Source organism: Brevibacterium sp. W7.2 (assembly GCF_018137945.1).
GTDB lineage: Bacteria > Actinomycetota > Actinomycetes > Actinomycetales > Brevibacteriaceae > Brevibacterium > Brevibacterium sanguinis.
In genome coordinates, this window is sequence record NZ_CP073089.1 from 2,292,362 (window position 1) to 2,317,701 (window position 25,340).

Sequence of the window (25,340 nt, forward strand, 5' to 3'; positions counted from 1 at the left end):
CCGCTGTCGGAGTCAGTCACCACCCGCGTTCGCGCCACTGACCCAGCTGGCCGCGCTCGGCACCGAGCGTCGTCGGGGCACCGTGGCCGGGCAGCACCTGCGTGTCATCGGGCAGCTGCTCGAAGACCCTCTCGTCGAGATCGTCCATGAGTGAGGTGAAGTCCTCGGGACTCCACGTCTTGCCCGGACCACCGGGGAAGAGCGAGTCCCCGGAGAAGAGGATCGTCTGTCCGCCGTCGCGGAGCAGCAGCGCGATCGATCCCGGTGTGTGCCCGCGCAGCGCGATCGCCTGGAGGACGAATCCCCCGAAGTCCCCGACATCGAGATGATCGACGGTGTGGGCGATCTCGACGCCTTCGGCCTCGGTGATCGCCTCGGCGTCGGCGGCGCCGGCGATCGTCATGGCATCCGGGTGCCGCTTCGCCGCTTCCGGCAGCGCCCTGATGTGGTCCCAGTGCCGGTGCGTCGTGATGATCGCCTGCAGGCTCGGCTCGGCACTCGTGTCCTCCGCTCCCGCTGCCAGCAGGCTCTCGATCGCCTCGATGTCGTCGGCGGCGTCGATGAGGACCTGCGCCCCGGTCTCCTTGGCGGTGATGAGATAGACGTTGTTCTCCATCTCGGAGACGGAGATCCATCGGATGACGACGTGTTCGGTCTCGATCGTGTTCACCATTTTCCCCTCACGTACTGTGCTGGATACGGTCCCGGCTCGACGCCGAGCTCATGGGCCGCCCGCTGCGGCCATGCCGGTTCGCGGAGCGCCACCCTGGCGAGCAGGATCGCGTCAGCCTGCCCCGAGGCGAGGATCGTCTCGGCCTGCCCGGGTTCGGTGATGAGGCCGACGGTCGCCGTCGTCGCCCCGGCGTCGCGGATCGCCGCCGACAGCGGCACCTGGTAGCCGGGCCCGACGGGCACCTTGACGGGGAAGTTCCCGCCCGAGGACACGTCGATGACGTCGACCCCGCGGGCGTCGAGCTCACGGGAGACCTCGACCGCCTCGGCGATGTCGAAGCCGTTCTCCACCCACTCGCTCGCCGAGAGCCGCACGAACACGGGAACGTCCTCCCCCACGGCCTCGCGCACGGCGTCATAGGTCTCGTAGAGGATCCGGGCCCGGCCGGCGAGATCGCCGCCGTAGCCGTCGGTGCGCTGGTTCGACAGGGGCGAGAGGAACGAGTGGAGCAGGTAGCCGTGGGCGGCGTGAAGTTCGACGAGGTCGAAGCCGACGGCGATCGCCCGGCGCGCAGCCGCCGCGAAGGCGGCGACCACCTCGGCGATGTCCGCCTCCGTCATCTCCGTCGGCTCGGTGTATCCGGGGTAGGCGATCGGGCTCGCGCCCAGCGGCTGCCACCCGCCCTCGGCAGCGGGCACCGTGCCGCGCGGGTTGCCGTCGAAGGGGCGGTACGTGCTCGCCTTCCGGCCCGCATGCGCAAGCTGCATGCCGATCACGGTGCCCTGTGAGTGGACGAAGTCGACGACGGGCTTCCACGCCTCGGCGTGCGCGTCGCTCCAGATGCCGGCGTCCTGCGGGGAGATTCTGCCCTCGGAGACGACGGCGGAGGCCTCGGTGAGGATGAGTCCGAAGCCGCCGGTCGCTCGCGCGCCGAGGTGGACGAGGTGCCACGTGCCGGGCATGCCGTCCTCCTTCTCGCACGAGTACTGGCACATGGGGGCGAGCCAGATCCGGTTGTCGACGGTCAGTCCGCGCAGAGTCATCGGGGTGAAGAGTTCAGCCATGGGCACCAGTCTGCCTCAATGGTGCTTGTCCTCACAGCATGATGTTGAACACCGGGACGGCGAGCAGGTAGACGGTGGCGGTGATGAGGACGATGCCGATGAGGTTGAGCCAGATGCCGCCCTTGACCATCTGCCCGATCGTCACGTAGCCCGAACCGTAGGCGACGGCATTGGGCGGGGTCGCGACCGGGAGCATGAACGCGCACGTCGCGGCCAGCGCCACCGGGATCGTGAGGATGAGCGGGTCGAGCTGGAGTCCGAGGGCGACACCGCCGACGACGGGGATGAAGGTCGCCGCGGTCGCGGTGTTCGAGGTCAGCTCGGTGAGGAAGAGGATGAGCGCAGCGAGGATCGCGACGATGAGGATGAGCGGCAGCGCGCCGAGCCCGGCCGAGACCTCGCCGATCCATTCGGTGAGTCCCGAGGACGAGAACTGCGAGGAGAGTGCGAGTCCGCCGCCGAAGAGGAGGAGGACGCCCCACGGCAGCTTCTCCGCGGTCTCCCAGTCGAGGAGGCGGACGCCGCGGTGGGCGCCGCCGGGGATGAGGAAGAGGAGGAGGCCGATGACCATCGCGATGCCCTCGTCGCTGATCGGCGGGTCCTCGAAGATCAGCGGGATCGAGATCCAGCTGACCGCGGCGAGGATGAACATCCCGAGGACGAGCTTCTCGCCCGTCGACATCGGCCCGAGCTTGGCCATCTCCTCGCGGATGAGTTCGCGGCCGCCGGGGATCTCGTCGATCTCGGGCTTGAAGAGGACCTTGACGAGGAGGAACCATGCGATCGCCATCATGACGACGGCCAGGGGCACGCCGACGAGCATCCACTGGCCGAAGCCGATCGAGATGTCGTGGTTGTCCTTGAGGTAGGCGACGAGGAACGTGTTGGGCGGGGTGCCGATGATCGTGCCGAGCGAGCCGATCGAGGCGGCGTAGGCGATGCCGAGCATGAGCGCGGTGCCGAAGTTCGACTTCACGGCGTGGCCGATGCCGACCTCGCCGGTGCCGCCGTCTCCGCTGGAACCGTCCGGGGTGCCGTCCGCCGAGGCGGTCGCATCGTCCGCGGATTCACGGTCGCCGGGGACCGCCTCGGTGGTCGTCGTCCCTGTCACCATCGCCGAGCCGACGACCTTCGCGACGATCATGAGCACAGAGATGCCGATCGGCAGCATCATCACCGCGGTCGCCGTGTTCGAGACCCACATCGACATGAAACCGGTGGCGATCATGAAGCCGGCGATCATCGGACCCGGCTTGTTGCCCATGAGGCTGAGCGTGAAGAGGGCGATGCGCCGGTGGAGGTTCCACCGCTGCATCGCCAGGGCGATCAGGAACCCGCCGAGGAAGAGGAAGATGATCGGATTGCCGTAGGAGGCGCCGACATCGGCCATCTCCACCTCGGCGCCGAAGACGGGGAACGCGACAAGCGGCACGAGCGAGGTCGCGGGGATCGGCAGGGCCTCGGTCATCCACCACACGGCCATGAGGACGGCGACGGCGGCGGTGAGCTTCGCGTTGTGCTCGACGGTGTCGGGCATGATCGCGTAGACGAGGGTGCAGAGGATGAGGCCGAGGAAGAAGCCCGTCCACCGCACTCTTACCGTCCGCAGCGGGAAGCCGGGGGCGCGCTCCCCCGGTGACTGCTCGGCGATCTCTGTCGACTGCGGCGACGGGGTGTCGTTCACGGTGAGCTCCTCTATGAGCTGGCGGACGGGGCCTGTGTCTCCACCCTAACGACAATCACGACAGTTGTCTTCGACCGTGAGGTCACGGCCGGGACACGGTCTCGGCGTCCCCCTCAGAGACCGGCGATGAACGAGTGGATGCGGTCGGCGACGAACTCGGGATGCTCGGCCATGAGGAGGTGGGCGGAGTCCGGGATGACGGCGAGCTCCGACCCTTCGACGGCGTCGCGCATCTTCCCCATCTCCTCGGGGGTGCAGCCGGGATCCTGGCTGCCGGCCATGAAGAGGGTGGGCGTCGTGATCCCGCCGAGCTTGCCCTCGAGGTCGTAGAGCGCGAGCGCCCTGCAGCACGCGATGTAGGCAGCATCGTCGACGGTGGCGAGATCGGTGAGGATCGCCGGTCCCGTCGCGATGTCCTCCTCGAGGAAGCCGGCGGCGAACCAGCGGTCAGCGGTGTCGGGCAGCAGGGATGCGGTGCCGTCGTTCTCCACCTCGGTGATGCGTTCGGCCCACGAGACATCGGTGCCGAACTTCGGCGCCGTGGCGCACGCGATGAGCCCGGTGAGCTTGTGCGCGTGTTCGAGCGCGAGCGTGAGTCCGATGCCGCCGGAGATCGAGGCGCCGCAGTAGGTGAACGACTCGATGCCCTTGTCCTCGAGCGAGGTGACGAGACCCGCGGCGAGATCGGAGATCGTGAAGTCGCGGCTCAGCTCCTCCTTCGACACCGGGTACGTGTGACCCGGCAGATCGGAGAGGAAGATCTGGTGGTCGTCGACGAGGCGGGAGGCCACAGCCGCCCACAGCGGAGTCCGGGTGCCCAGCGCATCGCCGAAGACGAGCGCGGGAGATCCGGGATTGTCATTGAAGGCGTGGAGGGCGATGCGCATGAGGGCTCCTCATCGTCGGAATCGGGATCGGCAGATGTCTGGCACTGCGGCCGCCGCATCGGACAGCGGCGGGAGGGTCTCTACGCCAACAGCCTACCGCCGGAGTAGGCGAGGTAACAGCGCGGACACAGCGATTCGTAGGTCACGGCGTTGCCGTCGATGGCGACCTGATCGCCGTCGAAGATGAACTCCCCGTCGACGAGGCGGCCGTTGAACATCGCCTTGCGACCGCAGCGGCAGATCGTCTTGAGCTCTTCGAGGGTGTGGGCGATCTCGAGGAGACGGGCCGACCCCGGGAACGCTCGGGTGCGGAAGTCGGTGCGGATGCCGTAGCACATCACCGGCACGCCCTGCTCGGTGGCGATGCGCATGAGGGAGTCGATCTGCTCGGGTTCGAGGAACTGCGCCTCGTCGATGAGCAGGCACGCGACGGGCGCCTTGGGGGTGTCGATCGATTCGAGGAGCGCATCGTGGTCGACGTAGTCGGCGTGCTCGGCATAGATCCGCTCGACGTCGGCACCGGCGGGGACGAGGAAGTCGACGGTGCGGGTGACGCCGAGGCGGGAGACGATCTCATCGGCGCCCTTCGTGTCGATGTCGGGCTTCGCGAGCAGCACGCGCTGGCCGCGCTCCTCGTAGTTGAAGGCCGCCTGGAGCAGGGCCGTCGACTTGCCGGAGTTCATCGCACCGTACCGGAAGTAGAGCTTCGCCACCCGTGTCCTCTTTCGCCGTCCGTCTCGCGTCCTTCGCCGGGACGCCACTCTACCGTCGAGCCGACGTCAACGCGGAGCCCACGTGACCGCTGAGCTCACGACCGCCTCGGCGCGGGATGCCCGGTCCCCCGCCGCCGCCTCGGCGAGCTGCCCTCCGACCGTGCCGAGGATCACGTTCCCGCCCTCTCCGGACGCCCGGGAGGGCCAACGGCGGCAAAAGGTAGGATGGTGAGGTCAAACCCCACGACAATTCGGAGCAGTCCATCATTATGGCCAAAATCATTTACACGCGCACCGATGAAGCGCCGCTTCTGGCGACCTACTCACTCAAGCCGATCATCGAAGCCTTCGCCACCTCGGCGGGCGTCGATGTCGAGACGAGGGACATCTCTCTCGCCGCCCGTGTGCTCGCGCAGTTCTCCGACCGCCTCCCGGCCGACCAGCAGGTCGCCGATGCGCTCACCGAACTCGGCGACCTCGCCAAGACTCCGGACGCGAACATCATCAAGCTCCCGAACATCTCCGCCTCCGTTCCGCAGCTCAAGGCCACGATCGCCGAGCTGCAGTCGCAGGGCTACGACCTCCCCGACTACCCGGAGGAGCCCGAGACCGACGCGGACAAGGACGTCAAGGCCCGCTACGACAAGGTCAAGGGGTCAGCGGTCAACCCGGTCCTCCGCGAAGGCAACTCCGACCGGCGCGCGCCGGAGGCCGTGAAGAACTACGCGAAGAAGCACCCCCATTCGATGGGCGAATGGTCGAAGGATTCGCAGACGAACGTCGCGACGATGGACGCCGATGACTTCCGCGCCAATGAGCAGTCCGTCGTCATCCCCGCCGATGACACCCTGCGCATCGTCCTGCGCACCGAATCCGGCGAGGAGAAGGTCCTCAAGGAGGCCCTCCCGGTGCTGACCGGTGAGGTCGTCGATGCGACGAAGATGAATGTCGCCGCCCTCGACGAGTTCCTCCGCGCCCAGATCCAGCGGGCGAAGGACGAGGGCATCCTCTTCTCCGTCCACCTCAAGGCGACGATGATGAAGGTCTCCGACCCCATCCTCTTCGGCCATGTCATCGAGGCGTTCTTCCCCGAGGTCTTCGCGACCTACGGTGAGGCCCTCGCCGAGGCGGGGCTGACCCCGGACAACGGACTCGCCGCGATCCTCGACGGGCTCGACGAGCTGCCCGCCGAGGTCGCCGAGGGTGTCCGCGCCGGCATCGAGAAGGGCCTGGCCGAGGGCCCGGCCCTGGCGATGGTCAACTCGCACAAGGGCGTGACGAACCTCCACGTCCCCTCCGATGTCATCGTCGATGCCTCGATGCCCGCGACGATCCGCGTCGGCGGCAAGATGTGGGACAAGGACGATCAGACGCAGGACACGCTGGCCGTCATCCCCGACTCCTCGTACGCCGGGATCTATCAGACCGTCATCGACGACTGCCGGATCAACGGCGCATACGACCCGACGACGATGGGCACCGTGCCCAACGTCGGGCTGATGGCGCAGAAGGCCGAGGAGTACGGCAGCCACGACAAGACCTTCGAGATCGCCGAAGCCGGTGTCGTCGAGGTTCGCAATTCTGCCGGTGAGGTGCTCATGAGCACCGAGGTGGCCCCCGGTGACATCTGGCGCGCGTGCCAGACGAAGGACATCCCCGTCCGCGACTGGGTCAAGCTCGCCGTCACCCGCGCCCGCCTGTCGAACACCCCCGCAGTGTTCTGGCTCGACGAGGCCCGGGCCCATGACCGCAATCTCAGGGCGAAGGTCGAGGAGTACCTCGGCGACCACGACACCGAGGGCCTCGACATCCGGATCATGAACCCGGTCGATGCCACCCAGTTCTCGATCGACCGCATCCGCCGGGGCGAGGACACGATCTCCGTGACAGGCAACGTGCTCCGCGACTACAACACGGACCTCTTCCCGATCCTCGAACTCGGCACCTCGGCGAAGATGCTCTCCGTCGTCCCGCTCATCGCCGGCGGCGGACTCTTCGAGACCGGAGCCGGCGGCTCCGCCCCGAAGCACGTGCAGCAGCTCGTCGAGGAGAACCACCTGCGCTGGGACTCCCTCGGTGAGTTCCTCGCCCTCGCCGAGTCGTTCCGCCACGAGTTCAACGTCCACGGCAATGCCCGTGCCGGTGTCCTCGCCGACACTCTCGACGCCGCGACCGGCAAGTTCCTCGAGGAGAACAAGTCGCCCTCGCGCAAGGTCGGAGAGATCGACAACCGCGGCAGCCACTTCTACCTCGCGCTCTACTGGGCGCAGGAGCTGGCCCGCCAGACCGAGGACGCCGAGCTCGCCGCCGCGATCGCCCCGGTCGCCGAGGAGCTGGAGAAGAACGCCGAGGCGATCTCCGCCGAACTCCTCGCCGTGCAGGGCTCGCCGGTCGACCTCGGCGGGTACTACAACCCGGATGACGCGAAGGCCGACGCCGCAATGCGCCCGTCCCCGACCCTCAACCGCATCGTCGAGACGCTGCGCGAGAAGGTCTGAGCCGAGTGCGCTGAGTATCCTGCGCTTGTGAGCGCACCGGTGGCCGGGCACGATGGTGCCCGGCCACCGCTGTCTCTGCTGGGTGTCTCTGCTGATGCGGGGGCTCGTGACTTCTCGGGGCGCCGACGCTCACACGGTGCGCTCAGGAGTTTATGATGGCCCCATGAGTTCTCAAGACCCCCGCGGACGTGCCCAGACGCCTGATGAACTGCTCGCCGAGACCAACGCGCTCCTCGGTGCCGACGGCGACGACCAGCCAGGTCACCAGCCTTCTGCCGATGGCAGCGGGGCTGCCGGTCGCGGTGGGACTCCGGTGCAGGGTGAGACTCCGGTGCGCGGCGATGGACAGATGCGCGGCGACACGGCGGGCGGGGCCACCCGCAACGGCGGAATGTCGGCGGGCATGTGGATCTCGCTCATCCTCGGCGCGGTCATCGTCGTCCTCCTCCTCATCTTCATCCTGCAGAACAATGTGCCTGCCGACTTCCAGTACTTCGGCTGGCAGTTCCAGCTGCCGCTCGGCGTGGCGATGCTCTTCGCCGCGATCGGCGGCATCCTCGTCGCCGGGATCATCGGGTCGGTGCGGATCTTCGTCCTCGGGCGCAAGCTCAAGAAGATCGAGAAGGCCGCGGGCCGCTGACAGTGCCCTCCGATCCCACCGCCGGCCCGACGATGCACCCTGACTTCAGCGTCCTGCCCACCGATCTGCCCGCCACTCTCGTCCTCGCCGACACGGCAGGACCTGCCGCATGGGCGCGCACGGACGATTCCGTGCTCACCGCGCAGGAGCGCAACTACGCCGCGGAGTTCGACCCCGAGACCGCAGCGACCTGGTCCGCCGGACGAGTGGTGCTCCGGCACGTCCTCGGCGCCGTGCTCGAGGCCGATCCCGCCGCGATCGAGATCCGCCTCGATTCGGCGGGCAAACCGCGCGTCGACGACGTCGAGTTCTCCATCACCCGAGCCCGTCGCCTCGTCCTCGTCGCCGTCTCCGCGGACCCCGTCGGCCTCGACCTCGAGGCGATCCCCGACCATGACGTCGCCGCCGAGGCCGCAGGTCTGCTCCATCCGCGTGAACGCGAGGAGCTCGCTGCGCTCGGCGACGCCGACCTCGCGGCGGCCTTCGTGCGGGTGTGGGCGCGGAAGGAGGCGTTCCTCAAGGCGCTGAGCACGGGACTGGCGCGCGACCCCGGGATGGATTACATCGGTGCCGGTGAGACGCCCGATTCGCCGCACCCTGACGTCGACATCCACGACCTGAGCGAGGGCATACCCGCAGGCTTCGCTGCGGCGATCGCGTTCAACCGCTGACCGGCGCACGGTCGCGTGCTGCTGTATCGCGCCACTGTCCCGAGCCACTCTCACAAGGCACGGCCGGCGGTTGCTTCTGCGCCGAGTTCCCGGTTCAAGCGGAAGTGCGGATCGCGGGCCGCTGTCTCAAGGCGCGACCGGTGGCATCTTCTGTGCCGAGTCCCTCGATCAAGCGGGAGCGCGGATAGCGAGCCGTGCACGCGCCGCCATCCGCACTGCCGCTTGACCGAGGATGCCGGACGGTGACAGTCCTGCGAGTCCGCCCGATGTGCGAGCAGGCGCCGCCGTCGGCGGGCTGGTTATCAGTCCTTGCCGAAGTCGGGTCCGTTCGCGCCCGTCGTGAAGACGACGGCGATCGCGAGCGAGGCGAGGGCGAGGAGCCCGAACCAGATGAACCCGCCCGCCGGGTTGCCGAGCGAGGCGAGGACGATCCCGAGGACGGCCGCACCGACGATGACGACGTCGGCGATGATGATGTGGCGCAGGTAGGTCGTCGCGCCCTTGCTCACTCCGTAAGAGATCTCCGTGGCCGAGCTGAGGAAGAGCAGCACCGCCGCAGTGATGATGATCCACGCCGGAACGAGGAAGAACGCCCCGAGCGCGGGGAGGAAGATGACGAGAACGGCCGCGAGCAGCAGCTTGACGATTCCGTCGATGACATAGGCGGATTTCCTCATGGTTCGATCCTACTTGCCGTCGGCTCGCGGTGCTCGCCGCTGAGGGTCTGGATGAGGCCGAGGACCGACCGGAGCACGGTCGCCTCGACGTTCGAATGGGCGATGACGATGCCATGGCGCACCGCGCTGTCCCCGCTCCAGCCCGCGGCGAGCGAGGCGACGCGGATGCCCCTGCCCTCGAGCTCCCGCAGCAGCACCTGCGCTCCGTCCTCGTCGGTCTCGATGACGAGGGTGCGGCCCTCGTGGACGAGTCCGGGGATCGCACCGGCCTCGGCGACGACCGCCTCGGCGGCTCGCAGACGACGCCGACCCCGAGCGATCCGACGCCGCAGACCACCGGATTCGAGGTAGGCGGCGATCGCGCTCTGCAGGACCGGGGCGATCGCGGGACCCCACGAGGTCCGCACCGCGCTCATCGCCTCGCCGAGGCGGCCGCGGGCGACGATGTACCCGGTCGACACGGCCGTGGTCAGCACGGTGGAGAACGTTCCGATGTGAACGACGTCGACGTCGAGGTCGAGGGAGCCTGCGAGGTCGAAGAGGGTGGGCACCGAGGTGCGCTGGAGCCGGGCCTCGCTGTCGTAGTCGTCCTCGATGACGACGACACCGGCCCCGGCCGCCCAGGTGAGCAGCGCGATGCGGGTGCTCACCGGCATCGTCCCGCCGTGCGGGAACTGGTGGTTCGGCGTGACGACGACCGCCGCGACCTGCCCCTCGAGCTCCTTCAGCCGTTCGATCTCGAGTCCCGTGGAGACGTCGAAGGCGAGGAGCTCGCGGTCGGCCATCGCGAGCCGCAGACCCGGGAATCCCGGGTTCTCCACCCCGATCGCCCCGTCGAGCCCAGAGGCGAAGAGGAGACGGAGCCCGTCGCGGGAGCCGCTCGTGACGATGATGTCGCGCGGGTCGACGCTCATCCCCCGCAGGAGCCGCAGGTGGTCGGCGATCGCCCACCGGGTGCCCGGCTGGCCGAGCGGGTCGACGGCGCCGGGATCGACATCGAGGGCCTCGCGCCACGCCCGCCGGAACGCCGGATCGCGCAGCGGGTCGTCACCCCCATGTCCGGGCCGCAGGTCGATGAGGCGCCGAGGCGGTCGCTGCGGAGCCGACGGCGGTGCGGGCACGTCCGTGTGCCGCAGCAGGGCGGTCGGCAGATCCGGGTCGACGATCGTCGCGGCGCGCTCGCGCGTGAGCAGGTAGCCTTCGACGGCGAGCTGGGCGTACGCGGTCTCGATCGTGCCGCGGGAGACGCCGAGGTGACCGGCGAGCCGGCGACTCGAGGGCACCGGATCACCCGGCCGCAGCTCCCCGCGGGTGACGAGGTCCCTGATCCCCGCGACGATCTGATCGGGCAGGGGTGAGCCGTGGTCGATGACGATGTCGAGGGACTCGCGGGTCGAGCGCGGCAGGCTGGAGGCAGCGGACATCCCACCATCATAGAGTGAACTGGCCCAGAACTCTCATAAGTTTCTGGCTCTGCGAATAGGCCACTGTCGGCTCTAGCCTGATTGAGGACGCGACGCCGACACCTCGTCTGCGACGAACGGCGCCCGCGGTCCGACACCACAGTCACGACACCAGAGCGCCGCTTCTCGGCGCCGGAGAACGAAGGCCCAGCAATGACCGAGACTCAGACCCTGCTCAACACCGGACTCGCCCAGATGCTCAAGGGCGGCGTCATCATGGACGTCGTCAACGAGGAGCAGGCGCGCATCGCCGAGGCCGCAGGCGCCTCGGCGGTCATGGCACTCGAACGGGTGCCCGCGGACATCCGCGCCCAGGGCGGCGTCGCCCGGATGAGCGACCCCGACCTCATCGAATCGATCATCAGCGCCGTGTCGATCCCGGTCATGGCCAAGGCCCGCATCGGCCACTTCGTCGAGGCGCAGATCCTCGAGACCCTCGGCGTCGACTACATCGACGAGTCCGAGGTCCTCTCCCCCGCCGACTACGTCAACCACATCGACAAGTCCGTCTTCCAGGTCCCCTTCGTCTGCGGGGCCACGAACCTCGGCGAAGCGCTGCGCCGCATCACCGAAGGCGCGTCGATGATCCGCTCGAAGGGCGAAGCCGGCACCGGTGACGTCTCCGAGGCGATGCGCCACCTCCGCACGATCAACTCCGAGATCCGCGCGCTCGGCGCCAAGAGCGAGGACGAGCTCTACGTCGCGGCCAAGGAGATCGCCGCCCCCTACCCGCTCGTCAAGCAGGTCGCGTCGCTCGGCCGCCTCCCGGTCGTCACGTTCGTCGCCGGCGGCATCGCCACCCCGGCCGACGCCGCGATGATGATGCAGCTCGGCGCCGACGGCGTGTTCGTCGGCTCCGGCATCTTCAAGTCCGGCAACCCCGAGGCCCGCGCCCGGGCGATCGTCGAGGCGACGACCCACTACGACGACCCCGCCGCCGTCGCCGCCGCCTCCCGCGGTCTCGGCGAGGCGATGGTCGGCATCAACGTCGGCGACGTCCCCGCCCCGCACCGCCTCGCCGAGCGCGGATGGTGACGGTCGGGGTCCTCGCCCTCCAGGGAGCGTTCCGCGAGCACCTCACGGTGCTCGGCTCCCTGGGGGTCGAGACCCGCAGGGTCACCCGCCCCGAGCATCTGCCCGGACTCGACGGCATCGTCCTGCCCGGCGGGGAATCGAGCGCCATGGTCCGCCTCGCCGCCCCCACGGGACTCTTCGGCCGCCTCGGCGAGGAGATCCGGGGCGGTCTGCCGACGTTCGGCACGTGCGCGGGACTCATCCTCCTCGCCGACCGCCTCACCGATGATTCGCTCGCCGGCTTCGACCGCCTCGGCGGACTCGATGTCACCGTGGCCCGCAATGCCTACGGCCGGCAGCGCGAATCCTTCGTCGCGCCGCTGACGATCGCGGGGATGACCCCGGACTTCGACGGCACGTTCATCCGGGCCCCGCAGATCGTCGAGACGGGCAGCGTCGAGGTGCTCGCGACTCATCACGGACGTCCGGTCCTCGTCCGGCAGGGCACGGTGTGGGGGGCGAGCTTCCACCCCGAGTTGGGTCCGGACACGAGACTCCACGCCGAGTTCGTGCGAGGATTGGGCCATGACGACTGAGGCGATGACCAGGCTCAAAGACGGATACACCTTCGACGGCGCCACCCTCGAACTGGGGGTGGCGCTCGACGGGGAGACACCAGCTCCCGACGTTCCCATCGCGATCCCGCTGGCGATGCTCAACCGCCACGGCCTCGTCGCCGGGGCCACCGGCACGGGCAAGACCGTGACCCTCCAGGTGCTCGCCGAGCAGCTCTCGAAGGCCGGCGTCCCCGTCTTCGCCTCCGACATCAAGGGCGATCTCTCCGGCATCGGCGCGCCCGGCGTCGCCTCGGAGAAGCTGACGAAGCGGCTCGAGGCCGCCGGACAGGAGTGGGACCCGGCGGCGAACCCGACGGAGTTCTACACCCTCGGCGATTCCGGGCTCGGCACCCCGATCCGTGCGACCGTCACCTCCTTCGGCCCGATCCTCCTGTCGAAGGTGCTCGAGCTCAACGACACCCAGGAGTCGGTGCTCTCCCTCGTCTTCCACTACGCCGACAAGGCCGGGCTCGCTCTCCTCGACCTCTCCGACCTCCGCGCGGTGCTCACCTACCTCACCTCCGATGAGGGCAAGGCCGAGCTCGAGGGCATCGGCGGGGCGTCGAAGGCGACGGTCGGGGTGATCCTGCGCAAGATCGCCGAACTCTCCGCCCAGGGCGGCGACGTCTTCTTCGGCGAACCGGAGTTCGACACCGCCGATCTCCTCCGCGTCGACGACAGCGGGGCCGGCATCGTCTCCGTGCTCGAGCTGCAGAAGCTCAACCAGTCCCCCGCCCTGTTCTCGACGTTCCTCATGTGGCTGCTCGCCGATCTCTTCCAGGATCTGCCCGAGGTCGGCGATGCCGACAAGCCCGCGCTCGTCTTCTTCTTCGACGAAGCCCACCTCCTCTTCGCCGATGCCTCGAAGGCGTTCCTCGAATCGGTGACGCAGACCGTGCGCCTCATCCGGTCGAAGGGCGTCGGCGTCTTCTTCGTCACCCAGACTCCGAAGGACGTCCCCGAGGACGTGCTCGCGCAGCTCGGATCCCGCATCCAGCATCAGCTGCGGGCTCACACGCCCAACGACGCGAAGGCGCTCAAGGCGACGGTCGCGACGTTCCCGAAGTCCGACTACGACCTCGAATCGCTGCTCACCTCGCTCGGAATCGGCGAGGCCGTCGTCACCGTCATGGACCCCGACGGCGCGCCGACTCCCGTGGCGGCGACGCGGGTGCGGGCTCCCGAGTCGAAGATCGGGCCGATGAGCGAGGACGAGATCAAGGCCGCCGTCGCGGCCTCCGACCAGCAGAAGAAGTACGGGACCGCGATCGACAACGAGTCGGCGAGGGAGATCCTCACGAAGCGCCTCGAAGCGGGAGCCGCCGAGCAGGAGGCCGAGGCCTCGCAGACTGCAGGGTCACAGACAGCTGGGTCTCGGAATGACGGTGGCGCGGCCGGTGGGGCTGCTGGCGACGCCGGCAGCGGTGCCGACAGAGTCCCGTTCCCCGAGGAGGGCACCCGTGCCCCGCGGCAGCAGGACGCGAAGGCGGAGAAGAAGGACGACAACCTCTTCTCGCAGGTCGTCAACTCCTCGGCGTTCAAGCAGTTCACCCGCACGGCGGCCCGGGAGATCGCCCGCGGGATCTTCGGCACCTCGCGCCGGCGTCGGTAAGCCCAGGGCGCCGGCAGGCTCAGGGCGCTGGCAGTCAGGCCGTATTCCCCGACTGCCGGCGACATCTCGCGTTGCCGGCGGCAGCGTCAGGCTGTGCTCCCCGTTTGCCGGCGGCAGCATCAGTCGGTCCTGTGCGGTGCGAGCAGCTGCGTCAGTCGGTCGCGTGCGCGACCGGCACGACGACGTCGAGGAGCAGGTCACCGGTGCTCATCCGCAGTGAGCTGAACTCGCCGAGGTGGTCCCCGTCGAGGTGGACCGGGGCGGGTTCGGCGACGGAGATCCGGGCCGATCGCGCCGTCCAGTAGCGCATGTTCTCGTCGCGTTCGGGGTGCCCCCGCACGCAGGCCGTGCCGATGCCCGCCCACGCTCCCACCCGGCTCACGGGTGAGTCGGCGGCGAGGACGACGGCGAGGAATTCGAGGTCCTCACCGGTCACCTCGGCGCCGGGGAACACCGGGATCGGCCCGGCCGGGCGGGCGGCCTTCGCCCCCATGACCGACCAGACGCGCAGCGCCTCTCCGTCGATCCGCGCGTCGATCTCCGGCGCGAAGAGCGCGCCGAGGGCCCCGCGGGCATAGCCGAGCAGACCCCATTCGCGCCGGTGACCGGCGACGGCGTGGGCATCGCCGCCGATCCCGGCGAGGGAGAGGAAGTGCTCGTGGCGGTGCGCGCCGACGGCATCGATGCCCTCGGCGAGGCTGATCGGCACTCCCGTCGTCGGCGCCGCTCCGAGGAGGTACTCCTCGAAGAGAGCGAGGCCGGCGCGGGCGTTCGGCACGCCGAGCGCCCGACTGAACACGTTCGCCGTTCCCGTCGGGATGATGAGCGTCGGCAGATCCGCGATCGCCAGGGCCGGGGCGGCCGCCCGGAGGGTGCCGTCGCCGCCGAGGACGACGACCGCCTCCGCACCCCAGTCCGCCAGCTCCCGCGCCTGCTCGGCACCCGGCCGGACGGCAGACGTCGACACCGTGCGGTACCGGACGTGGACGCGATCGAGCAGGGTGGTCAGCCGGTGATGGGCGCGGTGCGTGCGCGCGTGGAGCGGATTGACGATGATCCCCAGTCTCATGTGCGCCTCCTCAACCGCGGCCGCGTGGACCCGGCCTCTCCCGTGCCACCGCGCATGCTCTCTCCCTCACCGCTCGCTCAGCCGAACGCCGGATGGGTCAGTGCCGCCGCCTCGGCGCGGGCGAGGTCGACGGTCTCGCCCGTGAATGGTTCGATGACCACCCGCGGTCCGGTCTTCCGCGGTGAGCGCTTCCACGTCCCACGGGCCCGGGTGCCGTCGATGACGGTGTTCTTGAACATCCCGTTGCCGCCGGGGACAACAGCCTTCTCGTGAGCCGGAGCGAGCGTCTGGCTGCGGTCCTTGTAGCCGAGGATGAGTTCGTCGAAGCCGGGCAGGAGCAGGAGCGTGCCGCTGGCGGCCTCCCACTCGCCGAGGCGGTCGTCGAGATCGGGAGCCTGGACGTGCTCGCGCTCATCGATCGTCGCGGTGACGATGGCGCCCTCGTCGGTCAGCGCGCGGAGGGCGGCGCGGACGGGCGTCTTCGGCAGACCCGTCCACCGGGCCGCATCGTCGACGGTGACCGGGCCGTGGCTCTCGACATAGCGGCGCAGCCACCGGCGCAGCGCCGCCTCGGTGTCGATCGCTGCATCTGCACTGCGGTCGCGCAGGGCGTAGCTCATCTCCTGGCCGCCGGCGGTGAAGCCGGACTGGACGAGGAGGCCCTGCATCGACAGCGTCGTGAGGAGATAGCGCTGCCGACCGTAGGCGTCGGCCTCAGCGACGCCCTCGAGCAGCGGGGCGAACTCGGCGAGGAGGTCGTCCCGGCCGAGGGGACCGCGCGCGGAGATCGCGGTCTCAGCGAGCTCGGCCGCCTGCTCGAGCATCGGCTCGCTCACGCCGAAATGATCGCGGCGATCGGCCTGGGCCTTGAGCAGCCGCGGCGCGGTGAGGGCGAGGATCCCGCCGACGTCCTCGGCGGCGGCGAAATGAAGGGTGCCGCGCTGCGTCCACGTCCGCACCACCCGGCCGTCCTCGATCGCTGCGCGCACCGCGGGCAGGGACTGCGAGGCGGTGCGCAGCGCCACCGACACGAGGGCTCCCGGCAGCGCTTGGGCCTGCATGCACGCGAGACGGCGGACCACCTCGGCGGGATCATCACCGCAGGCCCCGACGAGACCCGAGGAGATCATGCGCGCCGCCGAGACCTGTGCGATGTCCATGCCCTCAGCGTAGCGTGAGCACGGAAAGTGGATGACCGCCGTCATGGGATAACGTCGGAGAGAGCACCGATTACGGTCGGATAACGGAATGCCGAGGTCAGGGCGTTTCACTTCACACATAGTGAACGGTTGTTCGATCATGGAAGGACAGCGCTCCCCCACGACAGCTCCCCCACGACGGAGGAATCCCCAGTGACATTGAGTCCGATCAGAGCACGCGAGCGAATGGTCGAGGACATCTGCGCCCGGGCCGTGACCGAAGGCGGCATGCTCTGCATGCTCACCGGCTTCGCGGGAACCGGCAAGACGTGGCTGCTGCGCCGGATCGGCGAGACGATGTTCAGGACGTCACCGGTCGCCTTCGCCACGGCCGACGAGTTCGAGAAGGATGTGCCCTTCAGCTTCGTCGAACGGCTCCTGAGCACAGGACTCGCCCCGTTCCGGATCCTCGACGGCTCCCGGGCGCCGCTCGACGTCGCCCGCGAGATCATGGCCGAACTCACCGACAATGAGCGGCCCCCGCTGCAGACGGTCCTCGTCGACGACGCCCAGTGGATCGACGTCGAATCCCGGCTCGTGCTCCGCTACCTCGTGCCCCGGATCATGCGGCAGGGCTACCTCATCGTCGTCGCCGGTCGACTGCCCGACGTCCACGGCGCCCCCGTCTCGTTCATCGCCGACCTCGCCGAGTCGTCCCCGCAGGGGGAGAACATCGTCCTCGAGCCGCTGACGATCGCAGAGATCCAGGCGCTGGCCGTCGACCTCCTCGGCGCATCGATCTCAGCGTTCACCGCCGAATCGCTGCGCAACGCCACCGGCGGATCCTTCCTCGGCATCGACAGCATCTTCCGCCGCATCACCCCGCAGGAGCGCAACAAGCTCCACCTCCTCTGGGACATCCCGATCCGCGGCGTCGACCCCGAGCACAATCCGCTGCTCGCTCCGGTCCTCGGCCTCTCCCCCGCCGCCCGACTCGCCGTGGAGATCGTGTGCTGTGCCGATACGGAACTCGCTCCGTACATCGTCGCCGAGGTGGCCGACCGCCTCGGCGAACCCGCCGACATTCATCCCGCCGTCGCCGCCTCGGTGCTCTCGGAATCCGGGTTCGGGGCGACGATCGCACCGCGTCACGCGCTCATCGCCCATGCCGTGCGGCAGATGCTGCCGCGGGAGCGCGCCCAGGCGATCTACCGCGCACTGGCACCGTCGGCGACCGGGTTCCGCCGGATGTGGTACGCGCTCAGCGGTGCCGAGGAGTGGACGGATGAGCTCGCCGCGGCGGTCGACGGGTTCATCGCCGAATCCGTGGCCGCGCGCAGCTACGCCGCCGTCAACGACGTCATGCGCCGCAGCCTCGACATCGCCACCGGTGAGGCGCGGCAGACGATGCTCATCAGGCTCGCGCTGCTCAACATGCGCGGCAAGACGGTCTACGCCGTGCTCGACCTGCTGCCCGAGGTCGAAGCGCTGCCGGAGTGCCCGGTCCGCGAATGCATCATCCTCACGATGCTCGCCCACCGCAAGGATCAGGAGTTCCCGCGGGAGCGGCTCGAACGGTTCCTCGCCGAGGCGACCGACGACCCGGACGTGCGCACCCTCCAGTCGTATGCCGCCTACCTCTCCGTCGTCGAGGTCATCCGGAGTCGGGACTTCGGGCGGCTGAGTCCGGTCATCGACGCCGCGCTCGCGACGATCGCCCGCGCCCCGCATGACCCCGCGGAGCTCACCCGCCCGGGGATCCGCTGGATGGTGGCGCCGCAGGAGCGCACGATGGTGCTCGAGACCTACCGGCTCCTCCAGCTCGTCCTCGAGGCCGACCGGGCGACCGTCATCGCCGAACTCGATGCCCTCGTCCCGCGGGTGCTCGCTCTCGAGCCGAGTTCGTTCAAGGTCGACGCGCTCACTCCGCTCGCAGTCGTCGCGATGACGATCGGCGAGGTGGGTCGGGCCCGGACTCTTGCCGGGATCGGCGTCGGACTCCTCGAATCCGTCGTCAAGCCGTGGGGCGCGGGGACGGTGCGCCTCCTCCATGCACATGCGACGTCGCTGACCGGGTCGCTCGACGAGGCGGCTGAACTCGTCCTCTCCGCGACCGAGTCGAGCGGCAGCACGATCGACGTCGAGACCCGGCTGCCGCTGTCGGGTCTCCATGCGTGGCTCAACGCGGCACGCGGGGTGCCGGACTTCATCGATCTCGAGGCGCAGACCGACCGGCAGACGAGCATGCAGTGGCAGCCGTATGCCGCGGACATGGTCATCACGGCGTCGTGTGAGCGGGCGCGCGCCCACGGTGATCCCGAACGCGTGCTCGCAGCGTCCGCCCCGGAGAAGGTCAAGAGCCTCATCGGGACCCAGCGGGGGTTCCTCAACTATCGGGCTCATGCGCTCCTCGACCTCGGACGCTTCGCCGAGGCCGACGCACTCATCGACCGCCTCGGGGATATGGAGGGCACGAGCTGGCAGCCGTACTGGGGGTCGGTCGACTGGCTGCGCGCCCGGCGGATCGTCGCTCGTAGCGGTCTGACCGGTGGCGATGCTGCTGGTGCTGTGGCTGCTGAGACGGCGTCCGACCGGTCGGATGCCGCCGCCGAGGCGCTCCGCTGCTTCGAGGCGGCACTGAACGACGACCGGTTCCCTCTGCCCCGGGCGCTCACCCTGCGCGACTACGGTGTCGTCCTCGCCGGTCTCGGGCGGAGCGAGGAGGCCAGGAAGGCGCTCGATCAGGCGCTCGCGATCGTGCGGAGGATCGGTGCCGGAGCGTACGAGCCGGGGATCCGGGATGCCCTGAGCACGGTCGCCGAGAGCGAACAGGATCTGCTCGCATCACTGACGAACCGGGAGCTGGAGATCGGTCGCCTCCTCGCTCAGGGACGCAGCAACCAGGAGATCGCTGCGGAACTGTTCGTCGCCACGGCGACCGTGCGCTATCACGTGTCGAATCTGCTGCGAAAACTCCAGCTCAATCGGCGCAGCGAGGTGGCCCGGATGTTCCGGTGAGTTGCTGCCGGTTCCGCGGCGCGGGTCGCGCTCCTGGGCAGAGCTTGAGCTCAGGTGCGCAAGCTCAGCTGCTGCGACGCTGGACCAACCGCACCATGGCGGCACCGGCACCGGCGATGACGGCACCGAGGACGGCCATCCACCACATCGCCCCACCGGTGCGCGGGAGGAATCCGCCGTCGGCGGATCCAGTGGCATCGGAGCCGCTGCCATCGGCATTCGCGCCGCCGCCACCGGCCGCCGAGGCGCTGCCGCCTGAGTTCGCTGAACCGGCCGCAGCGGCTCGCGCGTTAGCGTCGGCTCCGGCATTCGAGTCGGCTCCGGCGTTCGAGTTCGCCGCCGCATCGGAGTCGGCGACGGCGTCGGACCGACCACTCGCGTCGGACTGCCCACCGGAATCGGAGCTGCCGTCCGTCGCCGCTCCGGCGGACCCGGCCGACCCGGCGTCCGCCTCGGCGTCGTCACCGCCGAGCTGGAAGAGCACGTCGAACCGGCCCTGCCGCTCACCGACGTTGGACTTGTTGCCCGAGGTCGCCTCGCGGGGGAAGTCGTAGCCGATCGTCACCGGGGTCGTCTCCCCCTGGGGCAGCGGCATCTCGATGATCCGCGTCGTGCCTGCGCTCTCGAGGTCCCGGATCGACGACCGACCGGTCTGCCAGTCGATGAGCAGGTCCGAGTAGAAGTCGTCGTCGATCGTCGGGGTCAGCAGTTCGACGTCGACGATGCTCACGGTCAGTGTTCCGTCGGTGGGTCCGTCGTTGCGGACCATGATGGTGCGAGAGGTCGAGTCGCCGGGGACGGTGACGGGGAAGCCGACGAAGCTCTCCGTCGTCGCGTCGCTGAAGCTGCTGCCGTCCCACGAGAGCTGAATGGCTCTGCTGTAGTCAGCGCTCGCGGCGATGTAGTCAACACCGGCGGCGCTGCCTCGGGCTGCAGTGATCGTTGTGTTGGGCGTGCTAAGTCCGGTCGGCTCGCTCAGTCCCGTCGGCCCGGCGACGGAAGCAGAATTCACTGGTGCGCTGACAGCGGTTGCACTGACCGCAGGCGTGCCGGCGCCCAAGAGGCCCGTCGCGAGGACGGCGGCTCCGGCCACGAGGAGGCGAGTGCGCGTCACGGCTGCTCACCCCCGGGCCGGAAGGTCTCGTAGGCGAACGTGATCTCGTGGGTCGGTTCCTTCTTCGGGTCGAGGCCGAGGCCGACCGTCGCCTTCCAGGAGTCCTTCGCCTCGACCTCGGTGCCTGCCGGATCCTCAGCGGTGACGGTCGCGGTGTTCTCGTACTCGCCGACCGTGCCGTTGTCGGTCAGCGTCGCCGTGACACACCAGTATTCGGTCGTCGGGGTCGTCGTGTCCGAGTAGTCGGCGCTCACCGGGGTCGAGGTGAGTTCGCCCTGTGCGGCGGGAGCGTTGGCGACGGTGCAGTCGCCGGGTGCGCTGACGGGGAACACGATGACGTCGGAGGCGCCGAAGATGCCGTCGGACCACGCGGGCGGCGTGAGCTCATAGCGCAGGCCCTTGTTGCCCTGGCTGAGCGAGTCCGTCTGGAGGGGAATGGCGACTTCGCCGTCGCGGATGAGGGTCTCGGCATCGGCGGGACCGATGCCCACCGTGACGCGCCCGTCGTTGGCCGGCTGAACGTCGTCGACGCGGCCGGCCGCGAAGTATTCATAGCCGCTCGCGATCTCCCCGTCGCCGTGGGCGGTGTCCGACCACAGGGCGAGGGAGGTTCCGCCTGCGCCGATGAGGATGCCGAGGGCCGCGAACGCGCTGAGGACGACGGCCGTGCGCTGCTTCGTCATGGTCGGTCTCCCTCCTCACGGGTCTGGTCGAGGGTGAAGGCGAAGCGTCCGAGGTCGGCGACCTGGACGGGGCTCTCGGCGCCGAATCGGTCGGACAGGTCGGCGAAGTCGAGGGTGACGCGGACGGCGAAGTCGTCGGTGCGTCCCGCGTCATCGGTGACGAGGAGTTCGCTGGGGTCGTCCAGGGTGGTCACGGTGCCGATCGGTGCGGGTTCGCCGAGGCGATTCCCGGTCGCGTCGAGCACTTCGTAGCTCGCCGTCACCCCGTCGGGCAGAGCAGCCGGGTCCGACCAGGTGACGGTGATGTCGGCGACCATGTTGTCGCCGGTGAGGTGGGTGGTGAAGTCCTGGGTCATCGCGACGGAATCGCCCTGACGGACGAGGAAGGTGTCGGGATCGATCGTCCGGCCGCTGTCGGTGACGTCCGGTGAGGTCTCCCGCCACGTGGTCTCACCGGCGGTGACGTCGAGGTTTCCGGAGACGATCGCTGCTGGTGCGGCAGTGCCCGTGTTCTTCCACAGTGCCATGGTGCCGCTGCCGACTGCGGTTCCGGCGAGCAGGACGCCGGCGGCAAGGAGCGGCAGTCGCCAGTTCGTCCTCGTCATGTCGTCTTCTCCGTCTCGGGGGTGCGTGAGTTCTCGAGCGTCGCTGGGCCTGCCTCGGCTGCCGACATCATCGCCTCGGATTTCTTCTCGCGCCGGCGTTCGAACGCGCCGGAGACGAGGGCGTAGGCGGCGTAGGCGATGAGGACGAATCCGATGCCGGCGACGAGGAGACCCTTGTTGCCGCCGACTGCCTGCTGGACGTAGCCGAGCTTGGGAATCGAGTAGAGGACCTTGCCCATCACCTGTGCTTCGACGATGGGTTCGTCGTCGTCGCCGTTGGCGTCACCGCGGGTGACGTAGGTGCGGCCGTCCGCGGAGTCGGTGACGGCGACGACGCGGTGGGTGATGAGCATGGGATCGTTCGAGCGGGGCTGGAACGTCACCGGGTCGCCGATGCGGTACTGGTCCTGGGGCACCGAGACGACGATGTCGCCGGGTTCGTAGGTGGGTTCCATCGAACCCGTGAGCACGGTCAGCGCCGCGCCGTTCATCACCTTCGGAACGACGCCGACCGCGACGGCGAGAGCGAGGAAGCCGATGAGGAGGATGGCGAACACGCCGGACGACAGTCCGCGTGCGAATCCCGAGGTCCGGGCCATGGTGCTCTCCTCTTCGTGTGTTCTCTGCGTCTCTCAGCTGTGCCGCGTCTCCGCGGCGCGGTGTGTCAGTTGTGCCGCGGCTCAGCGGTCCTGGTTGAGCTGGATGGTCGACCCGGCGAGGGCGGCCTGCTGCTGCACGAGTTCCCGGTTCGGGGTGGACTCGTCGAATTCGGCGGTGACGACGACGTTGAAGTCGGCGGTGCCGTCGACGGCCGTGCCGGCAGCGACCTGGTTGGAGCCGGGCGCGGTGTTGTCGGGCGAGACGAGGGTGACCTCGACGCCGGCGTTGTCACCCGAGGCGATCTGCTGACCGTTGGCATCCTCGACGGTGTAGGTGAGGCTGAGGCCTTCGGCGAGGGCACCTTCGAGTTCTCCGCCGCCGGCGAGCTGGAGCTTCGCGACCATGTTGTCGCCTTCGAGGCCGACATCGACGCCGTACTTGCCCTGGACGGTGTCCCCCGGGATGATCCTGAAGGTCGCGAGGTCGATCGCGTGGGGGCTGTCGGCGCGGTCGGCCGAGATGTCCTGCCAGCCGGATTCGGTGACGGCGACATCGAGGTTGCCGGCGGTGATCTGTCCGCCGTCGGCTTCGGCGCTGTCGGACCAGAGGGCGAAGGTTCCGCCGCCGAGGAGCAGGGCTGCTCCGGCCGCTCCGGCGATGATTCCGAGGGTCTGCTTCTTCACTGTTCTCTCCTTATGAGGTGGCTGCTGCGAGGCTGCGCTGTCTTATTTGGTCACTGCGCCGGAGGCGGAGCAGGTCATGGTTTCGCCTGGGTTCAGGCTGGCCTTCGGGCATGTGACTGCGGTGCCCGGAAGTCTGTCGTCGACGACGCTGATGCCGTCGAGCGGGGTCTTTCCCGTGTTCGTCACGAGGTAGGTCCATGTGATCGTCGTGCCGTCGGTGACTGTGTCCCCGGCAGGGATCTCCGTCGCTCCGTCGAGTCCGTCGGCAGTCGGGGTGTCCCATGCCTTCTTCTCGATCGAGACTCCGGGCACGAGAGTCTGCTTGTTCGTCACGGTGCACTTCACGGTGTCCCCGGAGGTCACGTCGAGGCTGATGTCGCTCTTGTCGACACTGACCTTGGCGCCGTTGACGGTGCAGTCGACGGCGTCGATCGTCCAGCCGTCGGCCGTCTGGGCATCGGTGAGGATCTCCTCGATGTCGACGCTCGACTTCTGTGCGGGCTTCGGCGTGGAGAAGCGGACCTGGTAGCCGACAGTCGAGTTCTCCCCGGTCGTCTGCCGGCTGTCCTGCTGCAGGGTCCCCGGCGCCGAGGCGGTCACCCCGAAGGTCCATCCGGCACCTCCGGGAGCGGTGCTGTCGGCTCCGTAGGGAAGGGTCTGCTTGACGATCTCGATGTCCGCTCGACAGGTGGCGCCCTTGGCGACGTTTTCCATGAGGATCGCGAGGTCTTCCCACCCGGCTTGGAAGTAGTCGGCGTCGTTGATCGATCCGCCGTCGCTGTAGCCAGCGGGCCCGGAGATCGCGGCGAGGTTCTCGACGCCGCCCTGGATGCCGTCGCCGACGCCGACAGCCATGATGCGGCTGCCACCGGCCTTGATGGCGTTGGCGGAGTAGATCGCGGCTTCGATCTCGTCGAAGCTCGTCACGTTGCCGTAGGTCGAGGTGTTGCCAGAGGAGTAGGTCGGCAGACCATCGGTGACGACGACGGCGAGGTCGTACTGCTCGTTGGCATTGGCGACCTGCCACAGACCGCTGTCCCAGTTGGTGCCGCCGCCTGCGGCATAGGCGTCGATCCGCGATTTGATCGTGTTCGCGTTGTCACCGGGGTCGATCGACATCGAGGGCCAGTTGCGACCGCTATCGGTGGAGTCGCGCGGCGCGTTGGAGGCGAACGTGTAGAGGGCCATCGAGGAGTTCGTTCCCTTGAGGGCGTCGACCATCCCCTTCGCGGAGTCCTTGAGGGTGCCAAGTGCTCCCGAGGTCTCGACGGATCCCGACAGGTCGAGGACGAGTGCGACGCGCAACCCGGCGGTGCACGAGGCCTCCAATGCCGGATTGGTGCGGCTGTTCTGCCAGGTGCCGGTCGAGTTCGTGGTGTTCGATCGCGACCCGGACGTCATGAATTCCGAACCGGAGCGGTAGGTGCTGCCCGCACGCAGCTGAGTGCCCGTCCGGAACGTGTACTGCTGAGCCGAATTGCTCGAGGCTGAGCCGATGACGAGCTTGTCGTTGGCTGACCAACCGTTCGGCGACGATTCCTGGACGACCCAGAACTGCTTGTTGCGGTTCGCCTGGTCGTCCCAGCGGCAGAGAATGAAGCACACTCGCGTCTGGCCGGTTTCGGGAACGGTGAACGAACAGTCGCCGTCTCCATCTGAGGTGCAGGTGGCCCAGCTGTCGCGCACGGGGGTCGACGGCCCACGGGAGTCGCCGTCGTAGAGGCGCAGAGTGACGCCGGCGAGTCCGGAGACGGAGTTCGCTGCGGTGCGGTCTCCGCCGACTTTGACGGTGATCACGGCATTGTTGCCGGAGGGGGTGGGAACCGATTGCGGGGCCACGGCACGCGGCGCTCGCGAGGGAGCCTCTGTCTCTTCAGAGGGCTCGTCGGACGCCGGTGCCGGGGCCTCGGTGGGGGTCGGGGACTGCGAGGGGGTCGGTGCTGCATCCTCGCCCTGGGGGTCTGCGTGGGCGACGGGAACGGCAGAGAACATCATCACCAGGATCGTGGCGATGATGACGCAGGCGCGGGTGAGCCTGGGCGCGAATCCATGCTGGTCTCTCACGGTTCTCCTCGAGCAGTGTGGGGAGGCAACTGTTCGAGTGTAGGAATCGCACGCGCGTAACACCCTGGCCGAATGGACGGGTTGGATGTTGGGAAAGTGTTGGGTTTCGCTGGGGTTTCTGCGAGCCCGTTCTCAGACTTCGCTGCCGCAGT

Annotated in this window: 22 protein-coding genes; 7 read left to right on the forward strand and 15 right to left on the reverse strand. The window is 68.9% G+C overall.

Annotated elements, in window-relative coordinates; all coding sequences use genetic code 11:
- Positions 1-16: 16 nt before the first annotated feature.
- The 5 genes from J9315_RS10305 to J9315_RS10325 form a co-directional block, all read right to left on the reverse strand.
- A complete protein-coding gene (locus J9315_RS10305) occupies positions 17-673 on the reverse strand; it encodes an MBL fold metallo-hydrolase (protein WP_211977811.1) in 657 nt (218 codons plus the stop codon).
- On the reverse strand, positions 667-1,737 hold the full coding sequence (locus J9315_RS10310; RefSeq protein ID WP_211977812.1) for an NADH:flavin oxidoreductase/NADH oxidase: 1,071 nt from the start codon (positions 1,735-1,737) through the stop codon (positions 667-669). The genes J9315_RS10305 and J9315_RS10310 overlap by 7 nt, the downstream gene beginning before the upstream one ends.
- A 31-nt stretch (positions 1,738-1,768) precedes the next feature.
- Complete coding sequence (locus tag J9315_RS10315; RefSeq protein ID WP_211977813.1) at positions 1,769-3,421, reverse strand: DASS family sodium-coupled anion symporter; 1,653 nt, start codon at positions 3,419-3,421, stop codon at positions 1,769-1,771.
- Positions 3,422-3,534: 113 nt separating this feature from the next.
- Entirely contained in the window at positions 3,535-4,308 is a 774-nt protein-coding gene (locus J9315_RS10320; protein ID WP_198498533.1) for an alpha/beta fold hydrolase, read from the reverse strand.
- Positions 4,309-4,388: 80 nt separating this feature from the next.
- Positions 4,389-5,021 (reverse strand): thymidine kinase, encoded by a 633-nt coding sequence (locus J9315_RS10325; RefSeq protein ID WP_198498532.1) that lies wholly within the window; start codon positions 5,019-5,021, stop codon positions 4,389-4,391.
- A gap of 269 nt (positions 5,022-5,290) precedes the next feature.
- Between J9315_RS10325 and J9315_RS10330 the strand changes: the two genes are divergently transcribed.
- The 3 genes from J9315_RS10330 to J9315_RS10340 all read left to right on the forward strand — a co-directional run bounded on the left by J9315_RS10330 (position 5,291) and on the right by J9315_RS10340 (position 8,830).
- Complete coding sequence (locus J9315_RS10330; RefSeq protein ID WP_211977814.1) at positions 5,291-7,519, forward strand: NADP-dependent isocitrate dehydrogenase; 2,229 nt, start codon at positions 5,291-5,293, stop codon at positions 7,517-7,519.
- A gap of 163 nt (positions 7,520-7,682) precedes the next feature.
- Positions 7,683-8,159, forward strand: coding sequence for a lipopolysaccharide assembly protein LapA domain-containing protein (locus J9315_RS10335; protein ID WP_211977815.1), 477 nt, complete (start codon positions 7,683-7,685; stop codon positions 8,157-8,159).
- A gap of 2 nt (positions 8,160-8,161) precedes the next feature.
- The gene (locus tag J9315_RS10340) at positions 8,162-8,830 is read left to right on the forward strand and encodes a 4'-phosphopantetheinyl transferase superfamily protein (protein ID WP_249120883.1); all 669 of its coding nucleotides are present in this window, start codon (positions 8,162-8,164) and stop codon (positions 8,828-8,830) included.
- A gap of 302 nt (positions 8,831-9,132) precedes the next feature.
- Here the strand turns inward: J9315_RS10340 and J9315_RS10345 are convergent, their stop codons facing one another.
- Both J9315_RS10345 and J9315_RS10350 read right to left on the reverse strand, forming a co-directional pair.
- Positions 9,133-9,507, reverse strand: coding sequence for a hypothetical protein (locus tag J9315_RS10345; protein WP_211977816.1), 375 nt, complete (start codon positions 9,505-9,507; stop codon positions 9,133-9,135).
- A complete protein-coding gene (locus J9315_RS10350) occupies positions 9,504-10,931 on the reverse strand; it encodes a PLP-dependent aminotransferase family protein (RefSeq protein WP_211977817.1) in 1,428 nt (475 codons plus the stop codon). Before J9315_RS10350 ends, J9315_RS10345 begins: the two co-directional genes overlap by 4 nt.
- 192 nt (positions 10,932-11,123) lie before the next feature.
- Between J9315_RS10350 and pdxS the strand changes: the two genes are divergently transcribed.
- Genes pdxS through J9315_RS10365 form a run of 3 tightly spaced genes read left to right on the forward strand, consistent with a single transcriptional unit; the run spans position 11,124 to position 14,213 of the window.
- Positions 11,124-12,005, forward strand: coding sequence for a pyridoxal 5'-phosphate synthase lyase subunit PdxS (pdxS, locus tag J9315_RS10355; protein WP_198498527.1), 882 nt, complete (start codon positions 11,124-11,126; stop codon positions 12,003-12,005).
- Positions 11,999-12,580 carry a pyridoxal 5'-phosphate synthase glutaminase subunit PdxT gene (pdxT, locus tag J9315_RS10360; protein WP_211977818.1) on the forward strand — a complete coding sequence of 194 codons (582 nt, stop codon included), beginning with the start codon at positions 11,999-12,001 and terminating at the stop codon, positions 12,578-12,580. The genes pdxS and pdxT overlap by 7 nt, the downstream gene beginning before the upstream one ends.
- Positions 12,570-14,213 carry a helicase HerA-like domain-containing protein gene (locus tag J9315_RS10365; protein WP_211977819.1) on the forward strand — a complete coding sequence of 548 codons (1,644 nt, stop codon included), beginning with the start codon at positions 12,570-12,572 and terminating at the stop codon, positions 14,211-14,213. Before pdxT ends, J9315_RS10365 begins: the two co-directional genes overlap by 11 nt.
- A gap of 151 nt (positions 14,214-14,364) precedes the next feature.
- Here the strand turns inward: J9315_RS10365 and J9315_RS10370 are convergent, their stop codons facing one another.
- Entirely contained in the window at positions 14,365-15,282 is a 918-nt protein-coding gene (locus J9315_RS10370; protein ID WP_211977820.1) for a diacylglycerol kinase family protein, read from the reverse strand.
- Positions 15,283-15,359: 77 nt separating this feature from the next.
- Positions 15,360-16,442: a winged helix DNA-binding domain-containing protein gene (locus J9315_RS10375; RefSeq protein WP_211977821.1), complete on the reverse strand. Its 1,083-nt coding sequence runs from the start codon at positions 16,440-16,442 to the stop codon at positions 15,360-15,362.
- 225 nt (positions 16,443-16,667) lie between these two features.
- Between J9315_RS10375 and J9315_RS10380 the strand changes: the two genes are divergently transcribed.
- Complete coding sequence (locus J9315_RS10380) at positions 16,668-19,439, forward strand: LuxR C-terminal-related transcriptional regulator (protein ID WP_211977822.1); 2,772 nt, start codon at positions 16,668-16,670, stop codon at positions 19,437-19,439.
- 64 nt (positions 19,440-19,503) lie between these two features.
- Here J9315_RS10380 and J9315_RS10385 read toward each other — a convergent pair whose 3' ends face one another.
- The 6 genes from J9315_RS10385 to J9315_RS10410 form a co-directional block, all read right to left on the reverse strand.
- A complete protein-coding gene (locus J9315_RS10385; RefSeq protein ID WP_211977823.1) occupies positions 19,504-20,553 on the reverse strand; it encodes a hypothetical protein in 1,050 nt (349 codons plus the stop codon).
- The gene (locus tag J9315_RS10390) at positions 20,550-21,236 is read right to left on the reverse strand and encodes a hypothetical protein (protein ID WP_211977824.1); all 687 of its coding nucleotides are present in this window, start codon (positions 21,234-21,236) and stop codon (positions 20,550-20,552) included. Before J9315_RS10390 ends, J9315_RS10385 begins: the two co-directional genes overlap by 4 nt.
- A complete protein-coding gene (locus J9315_RS10395) occupies positions 21,233-21,841 on the reverse strand; it encodes an alternate-type signal peptide domain-containing protein (protein ID WP_211977825.1) in 609 nt (202 codons plus the stop codon). Before J9315_RS10395 ends, J9315_RS10390 begins: the two co-directional genes overlap by 4 nt.
- Positions 21,838-22,440, reverse strand: a complete 603-nt coding sequence (locus tag J9315_RS10400) for a signal peptidase I (RefSeq protein WP_211977826.1) — start codon at positions 22,438-22,440, stop codon at positions 21,838-21,840. The genes J9315_RS10395 and J9315_RS10400 overlap by 4 nt, the downstream gene beginning before the upstream one ends.
- 81 nt (positions 22,441-22,521) lie before the next feature.
- A complete protein-coding gene (locus J9315_RS10405) occupies positions 22,522-23,124 on the reverse strand; it encodes an alternate-type signal peptide domain-containing protein (protein WP_198498517.1) in 603 nt (200 codons plus the stop codon).
- 42 nt (positions 23,125-23,166) lie between these two features.
- The gene (locus J9315_RS10410; RefSeq protein ID WP_211977827.1) at positions 23,167-25,188 is read right to left on the reverse strand and encodes a hypothetical protein; all 2,022 of its coding nucleotides are present in this window, start codon (positions 25,186-25,188) and stop codon (positions 23,167-23,169) included.
- Positions 25,189-25,340 lie beyond the last annotated feature (152 nt).